Source organism: Siccirubricoccus soli, assembly GCF_024178315.1.
Taxonomy (GTDB): domain Bacteria; phylum Pseudomonadota; class Alphaproteobacteria; order Acetobacterales; family Acetobacteraceae; genus Siccirubricoccus; species Siccirubricoccus soli.
The window spans coordinates 1-19632 of the sequence record NZ_JAMZIK010000062.1; the positions used below are offsets into that span (position 1 = coordinate 1).

Consider the following 19632-nt stretch of genomic DNA (forward strand, 5'->3'; position numbering starts at 1 on the left):
TGGCACACACTTCACTGAACCCACCGGCGATGGTTGGACGCCCGAGGACATCAAGCAGATGCTGGCGCGCAAGGAGCTGTTCCTCTGCCACGCCTTCGAGTTCGCCTGCGCCGAACTCAACATCGAACACAGGCTGGCCAAGCCTCGACACCCGTGGAATGGCCAGGTCGAGCGCATCAACCGCACCATCAAGGATGCCACCGTCAGGCGGTTCCACTACGAGAGCCACGACCAGCTCCGCCAGCATCTCGCCGACTTCGTCGCCGCCTGCAACTTCGCCCGTCGGCTGAAGACCCTACGGGGCCTCACGCCCTACGAGGCCATCCGCAAGGCCTGGACGGAAGAGCCGTCCAGGTTCATCCTTGACCCGCACCATCAAATCCCGGGACCAAACATCTAGCGGTACTTCGGGGGCAGCGAAGACAGCGGCTCGGCGAGTACCGCGTAGGAACCGAAGTTGCGGGTCAGGAGCTCGTTGTAATTCCGCAGGAGGAGCTCAAGGCGCCCGAGCGGCTCGTCAGCGGCGGCTCAAGCGATCTGGCGCGCCCGTTCGCCGAGGTCGAACGCGTAGTTGTGGCACCCGAACAGGATCTCGTGCTTAGTCCGGTTCCCCCTCGGGCCAGGCGTGCCCTGCATAGGACGGTGCTGAACGAGATCCTGGAAGAACGCGCGGTCAGCGGTCGCGGCCGGCAGGTGCCACGCGGGGTCAAGCGCAAGATGAGCAGCTACCCACTACGACCCCGCGCACCGCAGCCGATCACGCGCGTCGATTACGTCGCCGCGATAAGGATCTCAAAGTGAACAGCATTGGGGTTAACCGGTGTCTCGCGCCTCGGCGAGGTCGATCTCCCGGACCATTCGCCGCAACACTTCGTCCTCAATCCGCCCGGCCCGGCGCATGCGATAGAGTGCGTCGCGCGCGGCCTTCAGCCCCGCGAGTCGCAGGCGCCGCTCGATTTCGACACGCTGCCGACTGCGCGCTACCTCCTGGTCCAGCGGATCACCGTAAGGTCGCTGGTGGTACGGCTCCATGACCCGCGCCGCGGCTTCCGCATAGAGATCGGCGTCGCCCCGGCCTTGCGCCAGGTCGTACTGGGCCTGCTCGATGGCGCGAATGGCAGCGCGGTCGGCGGCACGCCGGGCCGCGTCCTCCTCCGCCTGGTGTGCGGGCTGGGGCGGCAGTTGCAGGCCATGCAGCAGCCTAGGCAGGCCGACGCTCGCCACCAGCAGCGAGAGCAGAATGACTCCCATGGCCAGGAGGATGGCGAGGTCCCGGGCGGGGAAAGGCGACCCGTCCGGCAGGGCGAGAGGCAGGGTCAGGATGCCCGCCAGGGCGACCGCTCCCTTTGCCCCTGCCAGGGAGGTGGTGGCCAGCAGGCGCCAACCCGGGTTCCGCTGAACCTCGCGGCGACGGGCAGCCCGCAGGAGGACGAACCTCAAGGATAGCCAGACCCACAGGAACCGCAGCAGTGCCAAGCCGGCCGTGATGGCGACGACATAGAGCAGCAGCCACCAGGCATCGCGGTGACCGGCCTCCATCGCGCTGCGGGCCACGCCGGACAGGATGGACGGCAGCTGCGCGCCCAGGAGGACGAAGATCACGCCGTTGGCCGCAAACTGCACGGTGTCCCAGACGGCGGTGCCCCGGATGCGGGTGGCTGCGAGCGTCCCGCCAAGGGTTTCGACATAGTTCATCACCATGCCCGCCGCGACCGCCGCCAGGATGCCCGAGCCATGGAGATGCTCGGCGGCGAGGTAGGCGCCGAAGGGGACCAGCAGGCTGACCAGAATCCGGCTCCCCGGATCCTCGCCGATCCGGCGGGCCAGCCGGTCCAGCACGAAGCCCAGGGCCAGGGCAAGCACCGCACCGACCGCGACGCCACACAGGGTAAGTTGCAGGAACGTCAGGAAAGCCTCGGGCAGCGAGAAGGCGCCGGTCAGGGTGGCAGCGATGGCAAAGCGCAAGCAGACGAGGCCAGAGGCGTCGTTCAACAGCGCCTCGCCTTCGAGGATGTGCATCAGCCGGTGCGGGATGGGGGCTCTTGCCGCAACCGCCGAAACCGCAATCGGATCAGTGGGGGAGAGAGCGGCGGCCAGGGCGAAGGCGACCGCCAGCGGCATCGTCGGGATGAGCCAATGGATGAGGAGCCCCATCCCGAGCACGGTAAACACGACCAACCCAATCGCCAGGGTCAGGATCGTGCCGAGATCACGGGTCAGACTCCGCTTGGGAATGCGCCAGCCATCGAGGAACAACAGCGGTGGCAGAAACAGTAGAAAGAAGACCTCCGGCTCCAGTGCGATGCCCAGATTGGAACCATAGGCGAGCAGCGTCCCCACGACGATCTGCACGAGGGGCAACGGCAGCGGGACACGCGAGAGGTGGACCACGAAGCCGCTCACTACCACCGCCAGGAGCAGAAGCAGGGTGACCGTTACTGATTCCATGCAACCTTGGTCATATGCGAACAGTGTGCCGAACGGGATGCTGTCCAGGGGCTGTTCACGGGCCACCCCCAGGCGAAGACGAGACCAGCCATGGCCGAGACGAGCCAGATGCCGCAACCTATCCCCAGCCGGGGGAAGCACGCAGCCCGATGCCTGTCCAGACCCGCAGGACACCGGAGGCGATCAGCGCGAAAGCAAGGGTTAAGGTAAGCATCACGACCGCCAGTACCGGGTTGGCGAAGGTGACGACCCCGCGGCCCTGTAGAGAAGGCTGCTGAGCAGCCAAAAAGGTGAATCCTCTCCTGCCCTTCACCCGGAAGGCATGGATCGCCTGGGCAACGGCGCTGGCGACCATCATGGCTCCAACAAAGAGGACCGAAGCCAGGGTCGCCAGGACCAGGTTGCCGAGGGCAAGGATACCCAGCATGAAGAGAGCCACGCCGAGGGCGACGACCCACTCCCATCTGGAACGGAGTTCGGCCTGCAGTGCGGCGAGGTCGGACGTGGACCAAGAAATACTCATGATGTCTTTCCGTAGTTCGGCGGCAAGCGCATCGTGCCGGCCGCGGGCCTTACCCGCGGTGGACAGGACCGACATGGACCCGTCACCGGCTGGCCCGGGCGGCCGGCACGGCCGGTCGGAGTGCGGCCACAACCCGTTCGGTGAAGGTCTCGATCGCGCGGGACATCGCTGCCACGATCGCGGCGTTGCCCGGGCCCGTGATCGCCTCCACCAGCGAGATGCGCACGCCGGCCAAGGTGTCGGGCCCGGTGCCGTCCAGTGGGCGCCAGCGTGCGAGGAGGCCGACGATCCCGTCGGCGCGCGGCTCGAAGCTCTCGATCTCGGCCAGCACCCGACGCGCCGGCGGGCCGGTGGGTGCGGTGGCGGTGACGACGAAGCTCGGAAGGCGGCGCGTCAGGCCGAGCGTCAGCGCGCGGGTGATGCCCACCGAGAGGCGCTCGCCCCAGCGGCCAGCCGGGCTTGGCACCACGACATTCGCAGGCTGCCGCACCAGGATGTCGGACACGTCCAGGTATGGTCCATCACCTGCTCATCGCGGGTGCCGGCCATATAGGCATCGGTGACGAAGCCGGCCCGCAGCCCGTGCGGCGATAGCCGCTCCGTATCGTGTACCGTGATCCCGGCCGCCTTGGCCCGGCCGGCGAGGATGACGCGGACGGCCTCGCCGCTGAGTCGCGCATGCTCGATGTTGCCCCAGCGGTCCACCTTGCGGAACACCGGACCGTAGTCGCAGGTTGAGGCAGCAAGCCAGGCCTCGAGCGCGCGCACCGGGCAGGTCGCCGCCGTTTGCCGCGGGTGTACCGAGCTCAATCCCCTTGCCTTCCTCATCAGTCTTCGACGAGGGCAGCGTCAGGCGCAGGCCCTCGGCGGTGAAGCGCAGATGCTCGTGGTCGATGCCGACCGGTTCGGAACGCCGAAGCGTCCCGGCAAAGCCCAGCAGCAGCAGGGCGCGGTCGCGCACGCCGGCCAAGCCTGCCAGAATTCCGCGCCATCGCCCGTGGTATGTGCAGCTGCGAGCCAAGCTGTTCCACGCAGAGCCAACTCGGAACGGACGTCTACCAGATATCAGTCACGGGCATGCTCGACCGGCAGGGCATGAGGCCGATCAGACCTCCCGCCTTCAGGGTCTGCACCTGGCCGGTCTCGCCGAGGTACGGCGTGAGGTCCACTTGGCGGTCCGCGCCGAGTACCTCGCCGGTCCGGGTGGCGGTCAGTATCAGAAACTCGAGGGCCAGCGTGCCGATCGTTTCCTGCTGCCGGAGCCTGGCGAGGAACTCCGGCATGTCCTGCCAAGGCAGGGCAGGGTGCCGGTCCGCCACCGACCTGATTTTCACCCCGGCATGAAGGACGTGATCGGTGGGAAGGCCTCGGGGTCTGTCATGACCTCGATCAGCACGGTTGTCGGCTCTGCGGCCGCATCGCGGAGTGCCTTGCGCAACTCCTCCGGGCGCGCCACCCGCATCCCGGCGCATCCCGCGGCCCTGGCGATCGCGGCATGATCGACGGGATGGAAGTGCACCGCACTCGTGTGCGCGCCGAACTTGACATTCTCCGCGTGCTTCTGGAAGCCGAGGATGCCGTTGTTCAACACGAGAAGCACGACCTTGATCTCCATCCGTCGCGCGGTCTCGAGCTCGGACCAGACATGGCCGAAGCCTCCGTCCCCGACGACGCAGAACACCTCCGCTTCCGGCCGGGCCACCTTTGCCCCCATCGCCATGGGAAACCCCCAGCCGAGGCCGGCGAGGCCGCGGGGCGTAAGGAAGCGCTGTCCCGCGCGATGCGCCGTGAGGTTGTTGGTGATCCAGATGGACGAGTAGCTCGCATCGGCGACGACGATGCTGTGCTCCGTGACGAAGGCCGACAACATGTCCATCACCCGCTCCGGGCGCATCGGGCTCGCGTCGCTGGTCCGCGCCGGCGTCATCTCCCGGAGGGCACGCTCCTTCGCGGCCCGGATGCGCGCCTCGAGGACCGGCCGGGCCGCCCGCCGGACCGACATGTCGCGGTTGGCCAGGGCCGCCCGCAGCGCCCCGAGGGTCTCGCGCGCGTCGCCGAGGAGACGCGTGGCCTCGTAGGAGCGGCCGATCTCCAGAGGGTCGACATCGATGTGAATGTAGCGTGCAGCCGGTGGGTAGAGGGTCCAGCTGTCGGTGCCGTTCTGGTTGGTGCGGTTCCCGACGAGGATCACGAGGTCCGCCCCAGTGACGATCTCGCGCTGATGGCGGCTCATGGCCCCTGGCCCCATGGACGAGCCGACCACGCCGAGCGACAGCGGGTGTGCCTCGCTCACGGCCCCCTTGCCCATGACCGTCGTGCCGACCGGCAGGTGCGCTTCCTCCTGGAGTGCCGCGAGCTCGGCCGCCGCGCCGGACAGGTGGATGCCGCCGCCGGCGATGACCACGGGCCGCTCGGCCGCACGGATCGCGTCGGCGGCGGCCTGGACCGCCTCCGCCGTCGCCGAGGCGCGATCGAGCGGGAAGCGGCCGAGCGATGCCGTCCTGCCCGACGGGACGGCCGGCTCCGTCAGCAGGTCCGCCGGGAGCAGGAGCGCGACGGGTCCTGGCCGCCCCGAGCAGGCAACGGCGAAGGCCTGGTCCAGATAATCCTCGAGCCGGGAGGCATGCGTAACCCGCCTGACCCACTTCGTACAGGACGCGAACAGGCCGAGATGATCGAATTCCTGGAACGCGTTCCGGTCGGTCTGATCCCGGCTGACGTCCTGAACGAGAGCGATGAGCGGTATGCTGGCCTTGAGCGCTTCCGCCAGGGGCGGGACGAGGAGCGTCGCCGCGGGCCCGTTCTGCGCCGTGACGATGCCCGGCCGATTCGAGACCCGCGCGAAGCCATCGGCCATGTAGCCGCCCGCGTTCTCCGTCCGGTAGGCGACCTGGACGATGCCGATCTCCTCCGCGGCGAGGTGGAGCATCGAGGGCAGGCTCTGGCCGAAGACATGCGTCACGCCGTGCCGGGCCAGTGCCCGGGCGAGCGCGTGCGCCACCGTGTCGCGGTGCCTGAGGCCGGGTGAGGCAAGCGGGGGGGCGATGGTCTCGGTGGTCATGCGATGGCTCCGGCGAGGCACGGGGAAGGGTGGTGGAGGAAGGCTCGCCGGGCATCCCGCGCCTGCGGTTCAACCTGGCGATGCGGGGCCGTCCGGCACGGCGCCGCCGCGTCCGGGCGTGGCCCCGGAAGGGCCGGGCTCGGCCCTGCGTCGACGGGAGCGGGGCGCGTGCCGCGGCTCAACGGAACGGCGGGCTGTAGTGCAGCCCTCCTTGGGACGCGACGCGATTCGGGCCACGGTCCAGGGCGATCGGCGTGTCCGGACCGAAGTGGCGGTCGTAGATCTCGCCATAATTGCCGACCGCCTCGATCGCCCGCACGGCCCAGTCGCGCGGCAGCCCGATCATCGAGCCGAGATTGTCGTCGCTGCCGAGCAGGCGGCGCACGGCCGGGTCGGTCGAGCTGCGGGCCTGCTCGCGGACATTCGCGCGGGTGATCCCGCGCTCCTCGGCCTCGACCAGGGCGAAGAGCAGCCAGCGGTTCACGGCGAGCCAGTCCCAGTCGCCGCGGGCCACGGCGGGCCCGTAGGGATCGCGGGAGATGATCTCCGGCAGGACGACGTAGTCCCTCGGGTTGGGCACGGTCACCGAGATCGTCGCGGCGAGGTCGGCGGCCCCCGCCGTGACGGCATCGCAGCGCCCGGCGATGAAGGCATCGAGGGACTCCGCCCACCGCTCGAACTGCAAGGTCCGGATCTGGCCGCCCGTGGACCGGACGCGGTCGGTCACCTCCGGCAGGTTCGAGCCGCCGATGCTCGCGCAGACCGTGGCCCCGTCGAGGTCGCGCATGGAGGCGATACCGGAGCCGCGACGGACCATGACCCCGGTGCCGGTGTGGAAATTCACGCCGGCAAACACGATGCCGAGCGAATTGTCACGGGTGAAGCTCCAGATGGAATCGCGCGCGAGGACGTCCACCTCCCCGGACTGCAAGGCGACGAAGCGGTTCTGCAGGGTCAGGGCAACGAAGGAAACCCGCGCGGAATCCCCGAGGACGGCCGCCGCGAGGGCGCGGCAGTAGTCCGGGTCAAGGCCGCGCCACTCGCCACGGCTGTCGACGCGCGAGAACCCGGCCACCGAGCCGCCGGTCCCGCATCGCAGCGTTCCCCGCGCCTTGACCGCATCGAGGACGGAGCCGGCCTCGGCCACCCGCGGCGGGCCGCAGAGAGCGCCGATGAGCGCGATGACCCCGATGACGAACCTCATGTGACTTCTCCTCTGCTCGCCTTGCGGCCCGCGCGGCCCAGACCTCGCCTGGGATCGCGGACCCCTGACCGGACCGCCGCGGCGGCATCGGCACCTCGGTCGGACATGCGGCCAGGAATGCCGCCCGTGCGGGATCGGGCGGCCCGCACGGGAGATCAACCGGCCATGCTCAGGCGGTCTCGCGGAGCGCAGCGATGATGGCGTCCGCGGCCTCGTCGATCTCGGCGACGGTCATGGGGGTGGAGAGCGCTCCCGAGATGTTCGGCGTGGTGAGCACGCCATGCGCCAGGAGGTGGCCGAAGGCTTCCTTCAGCCAGCTCGCCTCCGCCGCCGTGGCGAGGGCATCGCGGTATCCCGCGATCGGCCTGGTGTGCGGGTGCACCCGGAAGAGCGAGCCCGCCCCGGTCACCTGCGCCGCGATGCCGTCGCGTGCGAAGCCCCGGGCGAGGGTGGTCCGCAGCCGCTCGCCGAGCAGGTCGAGCCGGGCATGCGCCTCCGGCGTCAGCAGCCGCAGGCTCGTCAGGCCGGCGGCCATCGTGATCGGGTTGGCGGAGAAGGTGCCGCCATGGGGGACGATCGCGCGGTGGCCGAGCGTGCTGTCGAAGACCGCCATCGCCTCGGCAGTGCCCGCGACGGCGCCGACGGGCTGCCCGCCCCCGATGATCTTGCCGAGCGCCGTGTAGTCCGGCGAGAGGCCGAAGAGGGTCTGCGCGCCGCCCGGATGCAGGCGGAAGCACACCACCTCGTCCAGGATGAGCATGATGCCGTGACGGCGGCAGAGCGCCTGGATGCCCTGGAGATACTCGGGCGTGCCCGGCACCAGGCCAACGCGCGACGGCAACGGGTCGAGGACGACGGCGGCGAGGCGTCCGGCATGCGCCTCGATCAGGGCTTCCGTGATCGGCCAGTCGTTGAACGGCAGGACGAGCGTCTCGTCCAGCACCGAGGCCGGCGTGCCCCGGGTATAGGGCACCGCAGCCGGGATGCGCTCGCCCCAGTTCGATGGCCCGCTGTCGAAGGAGACCTCCATCGGATCGTAGGCGCCGTGGTAGCCGCCCTCCATCTTGGCGACCATCGAGCGCCCAGTGGCGCCCCTGGCCGCCTTGACGGCGAACATCACGGCTTCCGTGCCGCTGTTGCAGAACCGCACCCGCTGAAGGGCCGGGGCTCGCGCGCAGATCTCCTCGGCGAGCGCGACGTCGAGCTCGGTCGGAAGCCCGAAGGCGAGCCCCCGCGCCGCCTGTGCCGTGACCGCCGCGACGATCTCGGGATGGGCATGCCCGTGGATGAGCGAGAAGAAGTTGTTGGCGAAGTCGAGCAGGACCCGGCCATCGGCATCGGTGATGCGGCAGCCCTGGCCCGAAGCCGCGTAGGGCGGATGCGGCGGCCACCAGATCGTCACGCGAGTGGACCCGCCCGGCATGACGCGCCGGGCCCGGTCGTAGAGCGCCGCCGAAGCCGGCGCGCTGTTCGAGAGATTGCTGGGCATGTCCATGAAATGATCCCTTGTCAGTGGCCCGACACGGCGAGCCACCGCTGCGTCACCGCGCTGTCGCCTCGCAGGTCCCCGGGCGGTCCTTCGTGCACGACCCGCCCGTGACCCAGCACGGCGATCCGCGTCGCCAGGTCGAGGACGATGGTCAGGCGCTGCTCGACCAGCAGGATGCCGATTCCCGCCGCCGCCACCGTGCGCAGCACCTCGACGAGGCGTGCGACGATGAGGGGGGCGAGGCCTTCGGTCGGCTCGTCGACGAGGATGACGCGGGGACCCCCGAGGAGCGAGCGGGCGAGGGCGAGCATCTGCTGCTCGCCGCCGGAGAGGACCCCGGCGCGCGTCCTCGCCCGCTCGCGGAGGCGAGGGAAGAACTCGAACATCTCGTCAACCCGCCAGCGCCGCCCGGGGCCCGGCTGCAGGCCGAGGCGCAGGTTCTCGGCCACCGTCAGGTTGACGAAAGGCTGGCGGTCTTCCGGCACGTAGGCGAGCCCGGCACGGACCACCGCATGCGCCGGACGGCCCGCCATCTCCCGCCCGCCCAGGCGGACGGAGCCGCCCGAGGGCGCGAGCAACCCCACCATGGCCTTCAGCGCGGTCGAGCGGCCCGAGCCGTTGCGGCCGACGAGGCCGACGATCTCTCCCGGGCCGACCGTCAGGTCGACGCCGCGGAGGATGCGCGAGTGACCGTAGCCGGCCTCGAGGCCGGCGACATCGAGGACGGGCTCAGGCATCGACCGCATCTCCGAGATAGGCCGTACGGACGTCGGGGTTGGACGCGATCGCGGCGGGCGCATCGGTGGCGACGACGCGGCCGTTCACGAGCACCGAGATCCGGTCGCAGAGCCGGAACACGATGTCCATGTCGTGCTCGACGACCAGCAGGGTGCGGCCTTCCGTCGTCCGGCGGATGAGGTCCACCGTCGCGGCCGCCTCCTCGGCCGACATGCCCGCGGTCGGCTCGTCGAGGAGGACGACCCCGGGATCGAGGGCCAGCGTCAGCGCGAGTTCCAGGGCGCGCTGCTCCGCATAGGCCAGGTCGGCGGCGGGAGTATCGAGGCGGGGCCGGAGACGCACCGCCTCGGCCCGGGCGACGGCTTCCTCCGCCGCGTCGGTCATGGCGGAGGCGAGCCGCCAGGCAACGGTGGCCCTGCGGCGGCGCGCCAGCACTGCGAGGCGGAGATTCTCGAACACGCTCATGCCGCCGAAGATGCTGGTGATCTGGAACGAGCGGGCCAGCCCCAGCCGGGCGATCGCCGCGGGGGAGCGGCCGTCGAGCCGGGTGCCGCCGAGCCGGATCTCGCCCCCGCTCAGCCGCAGATGTCCCGAGACGAGGTGGAACAGCGTGCTCTTGCCGGCCCCGTTCGGGCCGATGAGGGCGTGGCGCTCGCCGCGGAGAACTCGCAGGTCAACGCCACGGATGATCTCCGCCGGCCCGAACCGCTTGACGACGCCCTTCAGCTCCAACGTCGCGGTCATGGCCGCATCGCCCGGCGCAGGAGAAGCACGCCGCCCAGGAACGCGGCCGCGGCCGCGGCCCAGAGCGGGAGGGAGAGGGGCGAATAGGCGAGACCCAGCCGCTCGACGGGAGGGAAGCGCATGCCGGTCGTCGCGCGGGCCGCGGAGTAGGCGTCCGACAGCACCTCGGACAAGGTCTCGCCGGCGAAGACCACGGCGCAGGTCACGAGCAGGGCGCCGGCGAGGACAAGTGCCGTCGCCCGCAGGGCTTTGGCCGCCTGGCCGTCCGCCGAGCGGCGCAGGCCCGCGGCGACGAGCCCGGCTAGGCCCCCCGGCGCGAGCATCACGACCAGGACGAAGAAGATGCCCTGGTACAGCAGCCAGAGCCGGGTGGCCTGGCCGACGATGCTCCCGAAGCCGGTGAGCAGCACCGCGCCCAGCACCGGGCCGAGGAAGGTGCCGGCCCCCCCGATGAAGGTGTGCATCACTGGCGCGGCGGAGGCGCCACCGCCGAAGATGCTGTAGTCGACGTTCTCGTTCGCCACCGCGAGGAGCGCCCCGGCCAGGCCCGATGCCGCTGCCGAGGCGCAGAAGGTCGCCGTCTTCACCGCGTGGGTGCGCATGCCGAGGAAGCGGAGCCGGGTCTCGTTCTCGCCGACCGCGAAGGCCGTGCGCCCGAGCGGCGTCATCCCGAACAGCCAGAGCGCGGCCGCGCCCGCGAGGGCCCAGGCCAGCACGAGGACATAGACCTGGCGCGCATCGCCGAACGCGAAGCCCGCCCAGGGCATCCGCATCGCGGAGAGGCCCGATTCACCGCCGAAGAGCGAGCCGAATTGCGGGCCGAAGGAGTGGACGAGCTCCGAGATCGCCAGCGTGATCATCGCGAAGTAGGTGCCGGTCCTGATGGTGGCGAGGGCTCCGCAGACCAGCCCGAGGACCGCGCCGGCCAGTAGACCCATGAGCGGCATCAGCGGCAGGGGCAGATCGAGGCTGCCGGCCTCGGCGGCTCGCATGGCATGGATCGTCGCGAACATGCCCGCGCCGAAATACGCGGCGTGGCCGAAGGACAGCAGTCGGCAGTGGCGCCACAGCAGGTTGAAGGCGAGCGCGAAGAGCGAGGCGATGAGGCCGCGGGTCGCCGTTTCCAGGTACCGGTCCGTGGCGAGCGCGGGCAGGACGAGGAGGAGGAGGGAACCCAGCGCGACGCCGATGGCCCGCGACCGGGACGGAGGGGCGGCCATCGGCGTCTCGGCGACGGAGGCCGTCATGCGCGTTCTCCGAGAAGGCCCGAGGGGCGCAGCAGCAGGATGAGGAGCATCAGGAAGAAGGGGATCGCGCCGGACATGCTGGAGAGCCGCACGTCGAAGATGCCGCCCATGGTCCAGGCCAGGCCGAGGGTCCGCAGGCCGTCGCCGAGGGTCGCGTCGATGCCGACGGCGAATGTCGTCGACAGGCCGATGAGCAGCGAGGCGACGAGCGCCCCGGGCAGCGAGCCGAGCCCGCCGACCACGACGACGACGAAGACGATGACGCCGAGTTCGTGCGCCATGTTCGGGCTGACGGGATAGAAGACGCCCGCGACGGCGCCCGCGAGGCCGGCGAGGCCCGCCCCGAGCGCGAAGACCAGCATGAAGACGCGGGACACGTCATGTCCAAGGGCGGAGACCATGTCCGGCCGGTGGACCGCGGCGCGCACGACGAGGCCGGCGCGGGTCAGCCGCAGCAGGGCGAAGAGGCCGGCGAACATCGCGGCCGCGACGACCCCGATGAACGCCTTGAAGGCCGGGAAGGCGATGTCGCCCACCTGCAACGCCGGCCGCGCCAGCTCGGCCGGCATCGGGTTGTCCACGGCGAACGGCCCGAACAGGAGCTTCGCCAGCTCCTCGATGACGAAGACGAGGCCGAAGGTGAGGAGAAGCTCCTGCGCATGTCCGTGCCGGTGGACCGGCTCCAGCAGCCAGCGCTCCACCGCAGCGCCGATGAGGGCGACGACGACCGGCGCCAGCACCATGGCGGGCCAGAAGCCCGTCACCCGTGCTATCGCGTAGCCCGCATAGGCCCCAATCATGTAGAAGGAGCCGTGGGCGAAGTTGAGGACGCCCATCATCCCGAAGACGAGCGTCAGGCCCGACGACACCATGAACAGCAGCAGGCCGTAGACGACGCCGTTCAGGAGCGAGATGACGAAGTAGTCCACGGCCGTTCAGGCCGGGCGCTCGAGGCGGCAGCTCGCCTGGACCGGGTTCACCGCCTCGGGGCCGGGCACGACCCCGACCGGCTCGAAACCCATGTCGGTCCCGTCGATCGGGTAGCGCGATCCCTTCACGACGTGCGAGACGACGAGCGGCTGGATGAGCTGGCGGTCCTCCGCGCGAATCGCCATCTCCCCGATGGGAAGCCGCAGCTGCGCCGCGACGAGGGCCGCGGCGATCCGCGTCGTGTCCGGCCCGGTTCCGGGCGGCAGCGAGGCAAGCGCCTTGCCGAGGAATTGCATGGAGAGAACGGCCTTGACCTCGCTGGTGGAGGGAAACGTGCCGGCCCGCGCCCGGTACTCCTCCATCATCGTCTCGCCCTCGGCCCCGAAGGCGATCGGGTTGAAGACTTCGGCCTGATAGTAGCCGACCGCGGCGTCGCCAGCGGCCGACAGGCTGCCCGGCAGGTCCAGGAAGCAGGTCCCGAAGGATATCCGCAGCCCGGCCGCGGAAACGGCGCGGAGGAGGAGGGCGAGGTCGTTGCCCCAGTTGCCGGTGATCACCGCGCTCGGGCGCGCCGCGGCGATTCGGGCGGCGAAGGGGGAGAAGTCCTGGATCCTGTTCGTGTCGTGCAGGATGCGTTCTACGACCTCGTAGCCCCCAGCGGCCGCGGCGGCGGTGATCGCCCCTTCCATGTCGCGGCCCCAGGAATAGTTCTGGTTAATCGAGACGACCCGACTCCCGAGCGCCCCCTGCGCCCGCATGGCCGCCACCAAGGCACGCACGCGGATCTCGGCATTCGTCGTCAGCCGGAAGTGGAAGGCATTGCACTTCTCGCCGGTAAGCTCGAGGGCCTCGGCGCCGGTGTTGAGAAAGATCATCCGGCGCGCGGGGTTGCGCATGTTGTGGCGCCGCAGGTCTTCGATGAGCTGGCCGGCGATCGCCGAGGAGCCGCCATGGACGAAGATGTGGATCCCGTCCGCCGCTGCGGCGCGGAAGCGCTCGGCGGCCACCGAGGTGGTGCCCTGCGCATCGTACTCGCGGAACTCGATCGGCCTGCCGTTGAAGCCGCCCGCCGCATTCAGCATGGCGACGCCCTGCCGGGTGCCGATGCTGTAGAGCCGGTTCACGCCCGAGCCAGGGCCCGAGAGCGTCTCGATCGTGGCGATCCGCAGCGGCTCGTTTGTCTGGGCCGCGGCCCGGCACGTGCCAGGGGCCGCGAGGACGGGGAGCGATGACAGGAGCGAGCGACGACCGAGCCTCATGGCCAATCCGATCCAGTGTTGTCTGTTATAACAAACACCATTGTGCCGGGAGGCGGTCAAGCGTTAAGTTCTCCGCATGGCAGCAGCCTCCCAGCCGAACCCGCAGGGTTCCTTGCCCGAACTTGCGTCGCCGGAGCGGGTGGAAACCCTGAGCGACCAAGTCTACGCGGAACTCCGCAAGGCCGTGCTGGCCGGCGCCTTTGTGCCGGGCCAGCGCATGACCATCCGTGGCCTCGCGGCCGAGATGAAGGTGAGCGCGACGCCTGCGCGGGAAGCGCTCAACCGGCTCGTAGCCGAAGGTGGCCTGGAGTACGGACCGGGCAAGACGGTGCGGGTTCCGGCTATCACCGCGGCGAAGCTCGATGAGATCTACCTCGTGCGCGTTCCCCTGGAAGGGACCGCCGCCGAACTGGGGGCGGCCCGGCTGGGCAGCCGGGGCATCGCCAAGCTCGAAGCCTTCGTCGAACGGCACGCCGCCGCGCTGGACCGGGGGGACTTCCGGGCCTCGCTGCGCGAGAACCAGGGATTCCATTTCACTCTCTACGGGGCCGCCGAGCGTCCGCTGCTCATGCAGGTCGTCGAGGCGATGTGGCTTCGCATCGGCCCCATGATGCATCTCCTCTACCCGACCTTCGAGGCGAACCGCTCCGGTCTCAGGAATCACCTGGCCGCGATCGAGGCGGTGCGCGCCGGCGACGGTGCGGCGTTGCGTCGCATCGTCGAGAAGGATCTGCTGGAGGGCCGGGCCACGATGCTGCGCGCTCTGGCAGGCCAAGCCCCGGGTAATCTCGGAGATGCCGCGTGAATCGCGACCGGCAATGTCATAACAGATAACAGGAGACTATGCGTGACGGTGGTTGAAGGGCGTTTGCGCATCGGGGTTGATGTCGGTGGAACCTTCACCGACGTCGTGGTGGTCGATGCAACTGGCCGAACCTGGGCCTTCAAGTCGCCCTCGCGGCCCGCCGACCCCAAGGGCGGGGTTCTGGCCGCCCTCGACGTCGCTGCGGCGGGGCTGGACCTCGTCAGGTCGGAGATGCTCTCGCGATGCGCCGGCCTGATCCACGGCTCGACCATCGCCACGAACACCGTCCTCGAACGCAAGGGCGCTCGCGTGGGGCTGCTGACCACCGAGGGTTTCCGGGACTGGCTCGAGATCCGGCGTGGCCAGCGGCCCGATCCCTGGGACCATCGTAGCCCCTTTCCCGATCCGCTCGTTCCCCGCAGCCTGCGGCTCTCCGTCGGTGAGCGGATCGCGGCGGATGGCAGCATTCTCCGTACGCTCGCGGAGGATGACGTGAGGGCCGCCGCGGCCAGCTTCCGGCGGGCCGAGGTCGAATCGGTCGCCATCTGCCTTCTCCATAGCTACCGCAATCCCGTCCACGAACAGCGCGTGGCGCAGATCCTCGCCGAGGAGATGCCCGGCGTGCCGGTTTCGCTGTCCTCCGTCGTCGCACCGGTGATGGGAGAGTACGAGCGCGGCTCGACCACCGTGGTGAACGCCTACGTCGCGCCGAGGGTGGTGCCCTATCTCCGCGAGCTGGAGAACGCGCTCGCGGCCGAAGGGCTCGGTCCCAGGCTTCTTCTCGTCGGCAGCAACGGCGGCGCGGCGATGGTGGAGGAGATGGCTCTGCGCCCGGTCCAGCTCGTGCTGTCGGGGCCCGCGGCCGGGGTGGGCTCGCTCAGTTACTACGAGGCGGATACGGGTGCCTCGGCTCTCATCAGCATCGAGGTCGGCGGCACGTCCTGCGACGTCACCCTGTCCCGGGCCGGCAAGGTCGCCGCCACCGACCAGCTCGATGTCGGTGGCTCGGCGATCGTGACCCCGGCCGTGGAGATCCACACGGTCGGAGCCGGCGGCGGGACAATCGCCCGCCTCGACGCCGCGGGGATGCTCCTCGCCGGGCCCGAGGGCGCCGGGGCGCGGCCCGGCCCGGCCTGCTACGGGCTGGGCGGCGAGCGGCCGACCGTCACCGATTGCCAGCTCGTCCTCGGCCGCCTCAAGCCGGGTCCCTACGCGGGCGGCGCCATCTCCCTCGACCTCGCCCGCGCGCGCGACGCCGTCCGGCGGCACGTGGCGGACCCGCTGGGAGTGCCGGTCGAGGACGCGGCGGCCGGCATCCTCAGTCTGGTCGAACAGACCATCCAGCACGCGGTCGAGCGCGTCAGCCTCGAGCGGGGGCACGACCCGCGCGAGTTCACGCTCGTGGCCTGCGGCGGCGCGGGGCCGCTGCATGGTCCCGCGACGGCGCGTGCACTCGGCTGCCGCGCGACCTACGTGCCGCGGCTGGCGGGCGTGTTCTGCGCCCTCGGCATGTGCAACGCGGACGTCCGCCAGGACCATGTCCGCTCCTTTCCCGGCGAGCTGCAGGATGGCGCTGGCGACAGCCTCGCGGCGCTGCGCGCGGAGGTCGACGCGATGCGCGCGGAGGCGCTGGTCTCGCTGCGGCGGCAGGGCTTCCCGGAGGAGGACACGGCGACCGTCGTGTCGCTCGACATGCGCTATGCCGGCCAGCAGGCGCCGATCCGCGTGGAGCCGGACGCGCTCAGCGTGGCGGCGCTGAAGGAGGCCTTCGAGCGCGAGCACGCGCGCCTGTACGGGCACCTTCAGCCCGGCGGTCGGATCGAGTTCGTGAACCTGCGCGTCTCGGGCATCGGGCGCACGCCCGGCCTTCCCATGGTCAACCTGCCGCCCTCCGAGGTGCCGCCCGAGCCGGGCGAGATGCGCGAGGTCTGGGTGGACCGGGCCTCGGGCTGGCGGAGCACGCCCGTCTTCGCGGGGCAGGCCCTGTTGCCCGGACACCGCGTCGCCGGCCCGGCCATCGTCGAGGAGGGGACGACGACCCTCATCGTCGGCGCGGGGGAGGAACTCAGCGTGACGCGGGCCGGAAACTACCTCATCCCCGCAGTGGAGCGCGCGGCATGACGCATCTCAGGCAAACCGCGACCGACCCGATCCTCCTCGCCATCGTCCAGAAGCAGCTCGATCACGTCTCACGCCAGATGGGATGGGTCATGACGCGCACGGCCCGGTCACCGATCTTCTCCCAGAGCCATGACTTCTCCTGCTTCGTCGGCAGCCGCCACGGCGACGTGATCGCCCAGGCCGACGGCATCCCGATCCACACGGGCGGCGGCGGCTTCGCAATCCGCGCCGTGCTGCGGGACTTCGCCGGGCGAATCGGGGAGGGCGACGTGTTCCTCCTGTCCGACCCCTATGCCGCGGGCGGCAACCATCTTCCTGACTGGACCATCATCCGTCCCGTCCATGTCTGCGGCAACCTCCTCGCATTCGCCTGCAACCGGGCGCATCAGAGCGACATCGGGGGTGGCGCGGCGGGAACCTACAATGCGGCGGCGACCGAGATCTTCCACGAGGGCATCAGGCTCCCGGTCCTGAAGCTCGTCGAAGGCGGCGTCGTGCGGGACGACCTCTGGCGCCTCCTGCTGCTCAACACGCGCTGCCCCGACCTGATGGAAGGCGACCTCGCCGCGATGCTCGGCTCCACGCGGATCGGGGCGGAGCGCCTGGCGGAACTGTTGGAGAAGCTCGCGGGCGATGCCGCCACGGTTCTCGATGCCGTCCTGTCCCACGCGGACCGCAGCATGCGCTCTGCGGTGGCCTCGCTGCCGGATGGGGAGTGGGAAGGACAGGACGGATCTGACACGGACTGTTTCGAGGAGCGGGAGGTTCCGGTCGTCGTCCGCATGACGAAGCGGGGCGACACGCTCCGCTTCGACTTCACCGGCAGCAGCCCGCAGATCCGGGGCTTCAAGAACAGCTCGCTGGCGAATACCCATTCGGCCGTCTACATGGCCCTGTCGTCCTTCTTCGACCCGGCCATCCCGCGGAACGAGGGAACCTATCGCTGCGTCGAGATCGTCGCGCCGGAAGGCACCGTGGTGAATGCCCTGCCTCCCGCACCGATGACGATGAACACGGTGTATCCCGCGGCCGACATCGTGCACGCCTGCTGGAAGACGCTCGCGCAGGCTGCGCCCGCGCAGGCCTGCGCGGGCTGGGGCAAGACGGGATACGGCCTGTCCAGCGGGCGCGACCGCCGCGGGCGCGTCTTCGTCATGTATCACTGGGGCGCTTCGCCCGGCGCCGGCGCGGTGGAGGGCCGGGACGGCTTCGGTTGCATGGGCCAGTTCACCACCCTCGGCGGCCTGTCGCTGCCGAATGTCGAAACCTCGGAGGCACAGTTCCCGGTGCGGATCCTGAAGCAGGAGTTCCGCACCGATGCGGCTGGCCCTGGCGAGTACCGGGGTGGCCCCGGCGTCCACTACGAGGCGGAGATCCTCGTTCCCACGGAGCACTCCATCCGCGGGGAGGGCACCGGGCGGCCGTCCGGGTTCGGCGTGAACGGGGGCGGGTTCGGCGCCGTCGGAAGCTTCGAGACATCGGAGGATGGCGGGCACACCTGGCGCCGCCTGCCGCGCTACGGGGTCGAGCAGGCACGGCCGATGCGGGTGCGCATTCTGTCAGCCGGCGGCGGTGGCTGGGGCGATCCCGCTCGAAGGAGTCGCGACGCCGTCCAACGAGACATCGACGACGGTATCATCTCGCCGGGCTATGCCCAGAAAACCTATTGACCTGCCCGCCGTTGGTTGCTCCCAGGGCTATGGGAGGCTTGGCCCATGTTCTGGCCTGGCCGTCCTGCCCTGCCGGAGCGGAGCGTAGGCGCGGTCCGATCGGGATGGCCATTCTAGAGCATTTTCATCTTACTCGACTCGTATCCTGAGTTGGCGAGGTAGTTGCGGCACTCGGCTGGGCTGAAGCGGCCGAGCAGGCGGCCGATGCTGGTCCAAAGTGCCTCTCTGCTGCGCGCCGCGGCGGCGCGGAGCAGGGCTTTCAGCTTGGCAAAGGCTTGCTCGATCGGGTTCAGATCAGGACTGTAGGGTGGCAGGTACATGAGGCTGGCGCCTGCGGCCGTGATGGCTTCCCGCACATCTGCGACCTTGTGGGCGGCGAGGTTGTCCAGAACAACCACGTCGCTGGGCTGCAGCACTGGGATGAGGAACTGCTCGACGTAGGCCAGGAAAGCCGGGCCGGTCATCGGGCCATCCAGCACGAGCGGGGCAACCAGGCCCGTGCTGCGCAGTCCGGCCACGAACGTCGTGGTGCGCCAGTGGCCGTGCGGGGCGGCGACGAGCAGGCGTTCGCCGCGGGGGGCCCAGCCATAGCGCCGTACCATGTTCGTCGCGGCACCGGTTTCGTCGATGAACACGAAGCGGTCGGGGTCCATGAAGCGCTGTCACACGTGCCATAGCCGACGGTGCCTGGCCACGTCTGGCCGGTCCTGCTCGGCTGCCATCAGGCCGTTTTTTTGTGCGACAAGCCGAGCCTACGCAGGGCCGACCAGATCGTCGTCAGCCAGCCTGCCTCAATGCCGCGTGCCGCAAGCTTCGCCTGGATCTCGGCCAGGGTGATGTTCAGTTTGGCCGTGGTCAGCTCGCGCAGCAGTGCCTCGTGTCCGGCCAGCAACGGCCTACGATAGCCGCCAATCCGGGCCGGTTCAGTGCTGCCCGTCTCCCGCACACGACGGATCAGCTTGATCGCCGCGGACTCGCTCACCGCAAAGCGCCGTGCCGCCTCACGCGCCGAACTGCCCTGCTCAACCGCCTGCACCAGGCGGCGACGCAGGTCCTGCGATAACGGTCCGGCCATCCCATCCCCCTCGCTGCTCAACCAGCAGCATCGATTCAGAACCGGCGAGTCCACGCAACATGAAAATGCTCTAGCTGTTTGGTTTCGGGATTTGGTGGTGCGGATCATGGATGAACCTGGACGGCTCCTCTGTCCTGGCTTTGCAGATAGCTTCGTAGGGTGTGAGGCCGGGTAGGGTCTTCAGCCGGCGGGCGAAGTTGCAGGCGATGATGACGTTGGCCAGGTGCTGTCGGAGCTGCTGGTGGCTCTCGTAGTGGAACCGCTTGACGGTGGCCTCTTTGATGGTTCGGTTCATTCGCTCGACCTGACCGTTGGTCC

General features: G+C 70.0%; 18 protein-coding genes and 2 pseudogenes. 5 read left to right on the forward strand and 15 right to left on the reverse strand.

The genetic code is table 11. From position 1 onward, the window contains the following. Together NJ376_RS10325 and NJ376_RS10330 are read left to right on the forward strand one after the other, a co-directional pair. A partial coding sequence (locus NJ376_RS10325) for an integrase core domain-containing protein (RefSeq protein ID WP_252953160.1) occupies positions 1–400 on the forward strand: 400 nt, incomplete at its 5' end. 242 nt (positions 401–642) lie between these two features. Beyond that, entirely contained in the window at positions 643–801 is a 159-nt protein-coding gene (locus NJ376_RS10330) for a hypothetical protein (protein ID WP_252953161.1), read from the forward strand. 12 nt (positions 802–813) lie between these two features. Here NJ376_RS10330 and NJ376_RS10335 read toward each other — a convergent pair whose 3' ends face one another. The 13 genes from NJ376_RS10335 to NJ376_RS10395 form a co-directional block, all read right to left on the reverse strand. Next, positions 814–2448 carry a Na+/H+ antiporter gene (locus tag NJ376_RS10335; RefSeq protein ID WP_252953162.1) on the reverse strand — a complete coding sequence of 545 codons (1635 nt, stop codon included), beginning with the start codon at positions 2446–2448 and terminating at the stop codon, positions 814–816. A gap of 118 nt (positions 2449–2566) precedes the next feature. Then, the gene (locus NJ376_RS10340; RefSeq protein ID WP_252953163.1) at positions 2567–3046 is read right to left on the reverse strand and encodes an HdeD family acid-resistance protein; all 480 of its coding nucleotides are present in this window, start codon (positions 3044–3046) and stop codon (positions 2567–2569) included. A 7-nt stretch (positions 3047–3053) separates the two neighbouring features. Beyond that, on the reverse strand, positions 3054–3476 hold the full coding sequence (locus tag NJ376_RS10345; RefSeq protein WP_370288161.1) for a PqiC family protein: 423 nt from the start codon (positions 3474–3476) through the stop codon (positions 3054–3056). Further along, positions 3377–3739, reverse strand: a complete 363-nt coding sequence (locus NJ376_RS10350; RefSeq protein WP_252953165.1) for a site-specific integrase — start codon at positions 3737–3739, stop codon at positions 3377–3379. Before NJ376_RS10350 ends, NJ376_RS10345 begins: the two co-directional genes overlap by 100 nt. Before the next feature lie 287 nt (positions 3740–4026). Continuing rightward, on the reverse strand, positions 4027–4254 hold the full coding sequence (locus NJ376_RS10355; RefSeq protein ID WP_252953166.1) for a hypothetical protein: 228 nt from the start codon (positions 4252–4254) through the stop codon (positions 4027–4029). Positions 4255–4301: 47 nt separating this feature from the next. Next, positions 4302–6032: an acetolactate synthase catalytic subunit gene (locus tag NJ376_RS10360; RefSeq protein ID WP_252953167.1), complete on the reverse strand. Its 1731-nt coding sequence runs from the start codon at positions 6030–6032 to the stop codon at positions 4302–4304. Between the two features lie 178 nt (positions 6033–6210). Beyond that, positions 6211–7236, reverse strand: a complete 1026-nt coding sequence (locus tag NJ376_RS10365; RefSeq protein WP_252953168.1) for an amino acid ABC transporter substrate-binding protein — start codon at positions 7234–7236, stop codon at positions 6211–6213. Between the two features lie 169 nt (positions 7237–7405). Further along, a complete protein-coding gene (locus NJ376_RS10370) occupies positions 7406–8731 on the reverse strand; it encodes an aspartate aminotransferase family protein (protein WP_252953169.1) in 1326 nt (441 codons plus the stop codon). A 14-nt stretch (positions 8732–8745) separates the two neighbouring features. Then, the gene (locus NJ376_RS10375) at positions 8746–9462 is read right to left on the reverse strand and encodes an ABC transporter ATP-binding protein (RefSeq protein ID WP_252953170.1); all 717 of its coding nucleotides are present in this window, start codon (positions 9460–9462) and stop codon (positions 8746–8748) included. After that, on the reverse strand, positions 9455–10207 hold the full coding sequence (locus tag NJ376_RS10380) for an ABC transporter ATP-binding protein (RefSeq protein ID WP_252953171.1): 753 nt from the start codon (positions 10205–10207) through the stop codon (positions 9455–9457). The genes NJ376_RS10375 and NJ376_RS10380 overlap by 8 nt, the downstream gene beginning before the upstream one ends. Beyond that, entirely contained in the window at positions 10204–11454 is a 1251-nt protein-coding gene (locus NJ376_RS10385) for a branched-chain amino acid ABC transporter permease (RefSeq protein ID WP_252953172.1), read from the reverse strand. Before NJ376_RS10385 ends, NJ376_RS10380 begins: the two co-directional genes overlap by 4 nt. After that, a complete protein-coding gene (locus NJ376_RS10390; protein ID WP_252953173.1) occupies positions 11451–12383 on the reverse strand; it encodes a branched-chain amino acid ABC transporter permease in 933 nt (310 codons plus the stop codon). The genes NJ376_RS10385 and NJ376_RS10390 overlap by 4 nt, the downstream gene beginning before the upstream one ends. 6 nt (positions 12384–12389) lie before the next feature. Continuing rightward, the gene (locus tag NJ376_RS10395; RefSeq protein WP_252953174.1) at positions 12390–13643 is read right to left on the reverse strand and encodes an ABC transporter substrate-binding protein; all 1254 of its coding nucleotides are present in this window, start codon (positions 13641–13643) and stop codon (positions 12390–12392) included. 112 nt (positions 13644–13755) lie between these two features. Here NJ376_RS10395 and NJ376_RS10400 point away from each other — a divergent pair, with 112 nt between their 5' ends. The 3 genes from NJ376_RS10400 to NJ376_RS10410 are packed head-to-tail and all read left to right on the forward strand — an operon-like array spanning position 13756 to position 18239. Further along, positions 13756–14448, forward strand: a complete 693-nt coding sequence (locus NJ376_RS10400; protein WP_252953175.1) for a GntR family transcriptional regulator — start codon at positions 13756–13758, stop codon at positions 14446–14448. 42 nt (positions 14449–14490) lie between these two features. Beyond that, positions 14491–16569: a hydantoinase/oxoprolinase family protein gene (locus NJ376_RS10405; RefSeq protein WP_252953176.1), complete on the forward strand. Its 2079-nt coding sequence runs from the start codon at positions 14491–14493 to the stop codon at positions 16567–16569. Further along, positions 16566–18239 (forward strand): hydantoinase B/oxoprolinase family protein, encoded by a 1674-nt coding sequence (locus tag NJ376_RS10410; protein ID WP_252953177.1) that lies wholly within the window; start codon positions 16566–16568, stop codon positions 18237–18239. Before NJ376_RS10405 ends, NJ376_RS10410 begins: the two co-directional genes overlap by 4 nt. A gap of 113 nt (positions 18240–18352) precedes the next feature. Here the strand turns inward: NJ376_RS10410 and NJ376_RS10415 are convergent. After that, positions 18353–19314: pseudogene (locus NJ376_RS10415) on the reverse strand (IS630 family transposase). A 70-nt stretch (positions 19315–19384) separates the two neighbouring features. Beyond that, positions 19385–19632, reverse strand: a pseudogene (locus NJ376_RS10420) (integrase core domain-containing protein); the annotation flags it as partial.